Here is a 233-nt window from a genome sequence, read left to right as displayed (position 1 = left end):
GGCAAATGCGTTCAACTGTGGGAGGGGCTTGCTCCCGATAGCGGTTTCAGACCTTGCGCACCCGCAAGCAACGCCACAAAGCTGCAACCATCAGCACGCTGACCACCGCCCAACCCCAAGCCTGCTGGTTCAACACCCCTTCGCGGTACAGCTGCGGCGCAATGCCGGCTCCGATGATGAAGGCCAGCAGGGCAATCTCCCGGCGTGGCCCGGTCACCGGGCGTACCAGATAC

1 pseudogene is annotated in these 233 nt (G+C 63.5%); it reads right to left on the bottom strand.

Annotated elements, in window-relative coordinates:
* Nucleotides 1–46 precede the first annotated feature (46 nt).
* Nucleotides 47–233: pseudogene (locus tag SB756_RS35650) on the bottom strand (beta (1-6) glucans synthase); the annotation flags it as partial.

The sequence above is a fragment of the Pseudomonas sp. SIMBA_068 genome (genome assembly GCF_046534705.1).
GTDB classification, from domain to species: Bacteria; Pseudomonadota; Gammaproteobacteria; order Pseudomonadales; family Pseudomonadaceae; genus Aquipseudomonas; species Aquipseudomonas putida.
Note: the sequence above shows the minus strand (reverse complement) of the source record. Positions and strands in the feature narration are given on the sequence as shown.